This window comes from Glutamicibacter sp. AGC46 (genome assembly GCF_053543715.1).
Genome location: NZ_JBLVOJ010000024.1, coordinates 1 through 6,516, shown reverse-complemented (window position 1 = coordinate 6,516; position 6,516 = coordinate 1). Strand labels below are relative to the sequence as shown.

Genomic DNA, 6,516 nt, shown 5'->3' with positions numbered 1-6,516 from the left:
CGAAGCCCGCGGTTTCGTGCTGGCGGCGGCCGCCGCCTACGCCTCGGGCAAGGGCATGCTGACCATCCGCAAGGCCGGCAAGCTGCCGCGCGAGGTCTACCGCGACGAGTACACCTTGGAATACGGCACCAGCTGCCTGGAGGTGCACAAGGACGAGATCGCCCCGGGCACCCGCGTGCTGATTCTCGACGACGTGCTGGCCACCGGCGGCACCGTGGGTTCAGCGGTCCGCCTGCTGGAGCAGACCGGTGCCAGGATCGCCGGCGTCGGCGTCGTGCTGGAACTCGATGGCCTCGAAGGACGGGCCAAGCTGCCGGGGCACAAGGTGCTCTCCTTGCAGGTCGTCCACTCCTGAGCCGGGCAGCGCGGTGCCGAAGCGGCAGCCGGGAAGCGGCGCGCAGGTAACAAACCGCCACGCTTCCACGCCGCTGGCGAACAGCCCGGCAGCGGGCCCGGCCAGCGCTTGGCACCGGTGCGCGCGATTACCTGCGCCGGGCCAAAGGCGCGTATCATTATCTGTCCTGTGTTTTTACGTGGGAACCGTTTTACGTAGGGCCCTGTGCTTTGCGCAGGGGCACATTTTGAGCGCGAGGGGAAACTGGATTGACCGATACGATCGAGGCCGATCTGTTAGCTGAATCCGACTATGTGGGCCGCCTGTACGCGCGGCTGGACGAGTTGCGCGCCGAAAAGGTGGAGCAGCTTGAGCGCACCCGGGCCCAGGGGGCGGTGGGCACCTTCCAGAACATGTCCGAACGCGACTCTTTCGCCACCCTCTACGAGGACCGGATTGCCCAGCTCGACGCCGTCGAGGACCGCCTGGTCTTCGGCCGCCTGGATATGGCAGCCAACGGCCAGGGGCAGGAAGCCGGCAACGGCTCATCCTCCGGCACTCCCCGCTACATCGGCCGCATCGGCCTGTCCGACGAGGACCTGAACCGGCTGATGATCGACTGGCGCGCCAGCGAAGCGGCCCCCTTCTACCAGGCGACCGCGCTGAATCCGCGCGGGGTGCGCCGCCGCCGCCACCTGATGCTCAAGGGCCGGACCGTGGCCGGCATCGAGGACGACGTGCTCGACGAGACCTGGCTGGATGAGGGGCACACCCACCACGGCGAGGGCGCGCTGATGGCCGCTTTGCGCGAGAAGCGCACCGGCCGCATGGGCGATATCGTCGGCACCATCCAGGCCGAGCAGGATGCGATCATCCGCGCGCAGCTGCCCGGCGCCGTCGTGGTCCAGGGCGGTCCGGGCACCGGCAAGACCGCCGTCGCCCTGCACCGCGCGGCGTTCCTGCTCTACGAGTACCGCGAACGGCTGAAGAACGCCGGGGTGCTGATCGTCGGCCCGTCCACTTCCTTCATGCGCTACATCGAGCGCGTACTGCCCTCGCTGGGCGAGACCGGCGTGGTCATGTCCTCGGTGGGCGAGCTCTACCACGGCATCCACGCCGTGCCGGAAACCAGCCGCACCGTCGCCCGGCTCAAGGGCCAGCTGTCCATGGCCAGGGTGATCGCCACTGCGGTGCGCAACCGCCAGCGGCTGATTCCGGAAACCCGCACCCTGGTGGTGGAGGGAACCCGCCTGACCCTGACCCCGAAAATGGTCAAGAACGCGCGCGAACGCGCCCGCCACACCCACAAGCCCTACAACGAGGCGCGCGAAACCTTCGTCAAGGTGCTGGTGGGGGACCTGGCCGAACAGCTGCGCCGCAAGCTGGAGGAATCGGCCGGGCAGTCCTCGACCACCGCCCGTTCCTACCTGCCCCAGGAAGTGCGCGAATCGCACGATGTGCGCGTGGCGCTGAACCTGTGCTGGATGCCGATGACCCCGCAGCAGCTGGTGGCAGAGTTGTTCGCCACCCCGCACCTTTTGGCCGCCGCGGCCCCGCACCTGAAGGAAACGGACCGCGACGCCCTGTACCGCCGGGCCGGCTCGCCGTTCACCGAGGCCGATGTGCCGCTGCTCGATGAGGCATCCGGGCTGCTCGGCGAGTTCGCCGACCCGCTGGCCGGCACGCACACCGCCCAGTACGAGGCCGACGTGGAAAATGCCAAGGCCGCGCTGCGCAATATGCACACCATGCTGGAAAACGCCGGCATCGACGGTGTGGTCACCGCGGAGCAGGTGGCCGGAGTGAACCAGGAAACTGCGGCCCGGCTCACGGCCGCCGAACGCGCCGTCGCCGATCGCACCTGGGCCTACGGGCACATCGTGGTCGACGAGGCGCAGGAGCTTTCGCCGATGCAGTGGCGCCTGCTGGTTCGCCGCTGCCCGATGAAGTCCTTCACCATCGTGGGCGACATCGCCCAGACCTCGGCCGCCTCGGGCGCCAGCAGCTGGTCCCAAGCCCTGGAGCCGTTCTTCGGTGAGCGCTTCGAGCTCGAAGAGCTGACCGTCAACTACCGCACCCCGGCGCAGATCGCCGACGCGGCGGTGCGCGTGGCCCAGGCCGCCGGCCTGCGGATCACCACCCCGCAGGCGGTCCGCGAAGGCGACTGGCCACCGGTGCTGACCAAAACCACCGAGGCCGAAGTCCAGGATGCGGTCCTGGCCGCGCTGGGCGAGGAGCTGGAGTACTCGGCCGGGGGACTGCAGGCGATCATCGTGCCTCAGCAGGATCTGGCCCGCATCCGCGCTGCGGTCCAGGACGTGCATGGCGACCGCGTTGGCGCCGGTTCGGGCGGATTGAGCCAGGACATCGTGGTGATCACCGCGCGCGAGTCCAAGGGCCTGGAATTCGACGGCGTGCTGATCCTGGAACCGGCCGAGCTGGTCGACGAGGTGGACGGCGGCGTGGGCGATTTGTATGTGGCGATGACCCGTACCACCCAGCGCCTGCGCGTGGTCCACACCCGCGAACTGCCTGAAGGCCTGGAAGGCTAGCAGCGCACCGCGGGGTCGGCTATGTGACCAAGGGGAGGGCCGGGGAAGTGGCACGAGCCTGCCACCAAGCGATAACCTTAAACCCATGCGCCGGGAAGGCAACCCCAACTCCCGGTGCGATCACAGGTGCACGCAAGCAGCAACGCGGGCACTCGGGGCAGAACGAAGACAGAAAATGGTCACAGTGAGCATGTCTGATACGAAGCAGAATCCCGTGATTGCGGGACAGAGCAACGACGCATCTTTCGAGAACGTCTGGCAGGAACTCAAGTGGCGCGGCCTGGTGCACGTGTCCACCGACGAAACCGAGCTGGAACGAGCCCTGTCCGAAGAGTCTGTGACCTACTATTGCGGGTTCGATCCGACTGCGCCGTCCCTGCATCTGGGCAACCTGGTGCAGTTGCTGAATATGCGCCGCCTGCAGCTGGCCGGCCACAAGCCGCTGGCCCTGGTTGGCGGTTCCACCGGCCTGATCGGCGACCCGCGCCAAACTGCGGAGCGCACCTTGAACACCAGGGAGACGGTGACCGAGTGGGTCGCCAAGCTCCAGGCGCAGGTTTCCCGCTTCCTCTCCGATGAGGGCGAGAACGCGGTGCAGCTGGTCAACAACCTGGACTGGACGCAGCAGCTGTCGGCCTTGGACTTCTTGCGCGATGTGGGCAAGTACTTCCGTGTGGGCACGATGATCAAGAAGGAGATCGTCGCCGCGCGACTGAACTCCGACGAGGGCATCAGCTACACCGAGTTCTCCTACCAGGTGCTGCAGGGCTACGACTTCCTGGAGCTGAACCGCCAGTACGGCTGCACCCTGCAGACCGGCGGCTCGGACCAGTGGGGCAACCTGACCAGCGGCACCGACCTGATCCGCAAGGTCCAGGGCAACTCGGTGCACGCCTACGGCACCCCGCTGATCACCAACTCCGACGGCACCAAGTTCGGCAAGTCCGAGGGCAACGCCATCTGGCTGGATGCCGAAATGTGCAGCCCGTACACCTTCTACCAGTTCTGGCTGAACACCTCCGACGCGGATGTGATCGACCGCTTGAAGGTATTCACCTTCCTGACCCGCGAGCAGATCGCGGAACTGGCAACCGAAGTTGCAGAGCGCCCGTTCAAGCGCGTCGCCCAGCGCACCTTGGCCTGGGAAGTCACTTCCCTGGTTCACGGTGTGCAGGCTACCGAGCAGGTGATCGCCGCTTCGGCTGCGGTCTTCGGCAATGGCGATCTGGGCGCGATTGATCTTCCTACCTTGGAATCGGTTATCGCGGAGCTGCCTTCGGCGAAGGTTGCTGCGGACGATCTGGGCATTTTGAATGTCCTGGTTGCCTCGGGCCTGAGCAAGTCATTGTCCGAAGCACGCCGTACGGTCACTGAAGGTGGCGCCTACGTCAATAACGGCAAGGTTGGCGGCATCGAAACTGAACTGGCCGAGGCGGACTTCCTGCATGGCCGCTACGCGATCGTGCGCCGCGGCAAGAAGAACATGGCAGTGGCTGAACTGGCCAAGTAGCGCCCAGTAACTACCGCACTACACGAAACCGCCGGAAAAGCTTGTGAACCAAGACACTTTTCCGGCGGTTTTGTTGTACCTAATTATGATAATCCCTAGTCAAGGTAGGATTAGTGGCTGAAATTCGACCCGTAGGCCGATTTTGCGTCGTGGCTGAACCCGTGTAGAGTTTTATCTCGCGCCGCTGATCCGGACAGCCTGAGAGGGTGAAACGGAAACGGCGGGGTGAACAAGACTGAAACGTCGAGTTGACAACGGTCAACTTGGTGGTAGGCTTGTAAAGTTGCTCCGGAGCGAAGCAGTCATCGAAGGATTGGTGGTTGTGGTGTCGAGAGTGTTTGTTGTTTGAGAACTCAATAGTGTGCCAAGTTTGTTGATACCGAATATTTTTATTTGGTGAATACATAACATTTGCTTGAGGCATTGCACCCCCGTGCAGTGTTCTTGAGTGTTTTATTATTCGCCAGGACTTCATTGGCTTCGCCCTTATTTTCCAAGGGGTTGCCGGTGGCTTTTTATTTTTTTATGGAGAGTTTGATCCTGGCTCAGGATGAACGCTGGCGGCGTGCTTAACACATGCAAGTCGAACGATGAAGCCCAGCTTGCTGGGTGGATTAGTGGCGAACGGGTGAGTAACACGTGAGTAACCTGCCCCCGACTCTGGGATAAGCCCGGGAAACTGGGTCTAATACCGGATATTACCTTTGACCGCATGGTTGTTGGTGGAAAGATTTATCGGTGGGGGATGGACTCGCGGCCTATCAGCTTGTTGGTGAGGTAATGGCTCACCAAGGCGACGACGGGTAGCCGGCCTGAGAGGGTGACCGGCCACACTGGGACTGAGACACGGCCCAGACTCCTACGGGAGGCAGCAGTGGGGAATATTGCACAATGGGCGAAAGCCTGATGCAGCGACGCCGCGTGAGGGATGACGGCCTTCGGGTTGTAAACCTCTTTCAGTAGGGAAGAAGCGAAAGTGACGGTACCTGCAGAAGAAGCGCCGGCTAACTACGTGCCAGCAGCCGCGGTAATACGTAGGGCGCAAGCGTTATCCGGATTTATTGGGCGTAAAGAGCTCGTAGGCGGTTTGTCGCGTCTGCCGTGAAAGTCCGAGGCTCAACCTCGGATCTGCGGTGGGTACGGGCAGACTAGAGTGATGTAGGGGAGACTGGAATTCCTGGTGTAGCGGTGAAATGCGCAGATATCAGGAGGAACACCGATGGCGAAGGCAGGTCTCTGGGCATTTACTGACGCTGAGGAGCGAAAGCATGGGGAGCGAACAGGATTAGATACCCTGGTAGTCCATGCCGTAAACGTTGGGCACTAGGTGTGGGGGACATTCCACGTTTTCCGCGCCGTAGCTAACGCATTAAGTGCCCCGCCTGGGGAGTACGGCCGCAAGGCTAAAACTCAAAGGAATTGACGGGGGCCCGCACAAGCGGCGGAGCATGCGGATTAATTCGATGCAACGCGAAGAACCTTACCAAGGCTTGACATGTGCCAGACCGCCTCAGAGATGGGGTTTCCCTTCGGGGCTGGTTCACAGGTGGTGCATGGTTGTCGTCAGCTCGTGTCGTGAGATGTTGGGTTAAGTCCCGCAACGAGCGCAACCCTCGTTCCATGTTGCCAGCACGTAAAGGTGGGGACTCATGGGAGACTGCCGGGGTCAACTCGGAGGAAGGTGGGGATGACGTCAAATCATCATGCCCCTTATGTCTTGGGCTTCACGCATGCTACAATGGCCGGTACAATGGGTTGCGATACTGTGAGGTGGAGCTAATCCCTAAAAGCCGGTCTCAGTTCGGATTGGGGTCTGCAACTCGACCCCATGAAGTCGGAGTCGCTAGTAATCGCAGATCAGCAACGCTGCGGTGAATACGTTCCCGGGCCTTGTACACACCGCCCGTCAAGTCACGAAAGTTGGTAACACCCGAAGCCGATGGCCTAACCACCTTGTGTGGGGGGAGTCGTCGAAGGTGGGACTGGCGATTGGGACTAAGTCGTAACAAGGTAGCCGTACCGGAAGGTGCGGCTGGATCACCTCCTTTCTAAGGAGCTAACCATTATTGGTTGCCCATGCTGGACACGAGTGTTGTCCGGGTGGGTTGCTCATGGGTGGA

The 6,516-nt window shown here is 62.6% G+C and carries 3 protein-coding genes and 1 rRNA gene; all 4 read left to right on the top strand.

Annotated elements, in window-relative coordinates; all coding sequences use genetic code 11:
• On the top strand, window positions 1-355 hold a 355-nt coding region (locus ACNPM8_RS12045; protein WP_448939917.1), incomplete at its 5' end, for an adenine phosphoribosyltransferase.
• A 248-nt stretch (window positions 356-603) separates the two neighbouring features.
• Window positions 604-2,886 (top strand): HelD family protein, encoded by a 2,283-nt coding sequence (locus ACNPM8_RS12040; protein ID WP_448939916.1) that lies wholly within the window; start codon window positions 604-606, stop codon window positions 2,884-2,886.
• A gap of 190 nt (window positions 2,887-3,076) precedes the next feature.
• Window positions 3,077-4,396 carry a tyrosine--tRNA ligase gene (gene tyrS / locus ACNPM8_RS12035; RefSeq protein ID WP_105658122.1) on the top strand — a complete coding sequence of 440 codons (1,320 nt, stop codon included), beginning with the start codon at window positions 3,077-3,079 and terminating at the stop codon, window positions 4,394-4,396.
• Window positions 4,397-4,918: 522 nt separating this feature from the next.
• Window positions 4,919-6,444 (top strand): 16S ribosomal RNA (locus ACNPM8_RS12030).
• Window positions 6,445-6,516: the final 72 nt, after the last annotated feature.

Coding starts and splice junctions, on each gene's coding strand:
- tyrS (WP_105658122.1), top strand. CDS start 3,077: ATGTCTGATACGAAGCAGAATCCCGTGATTGCGGGACAGAGCAACGAC.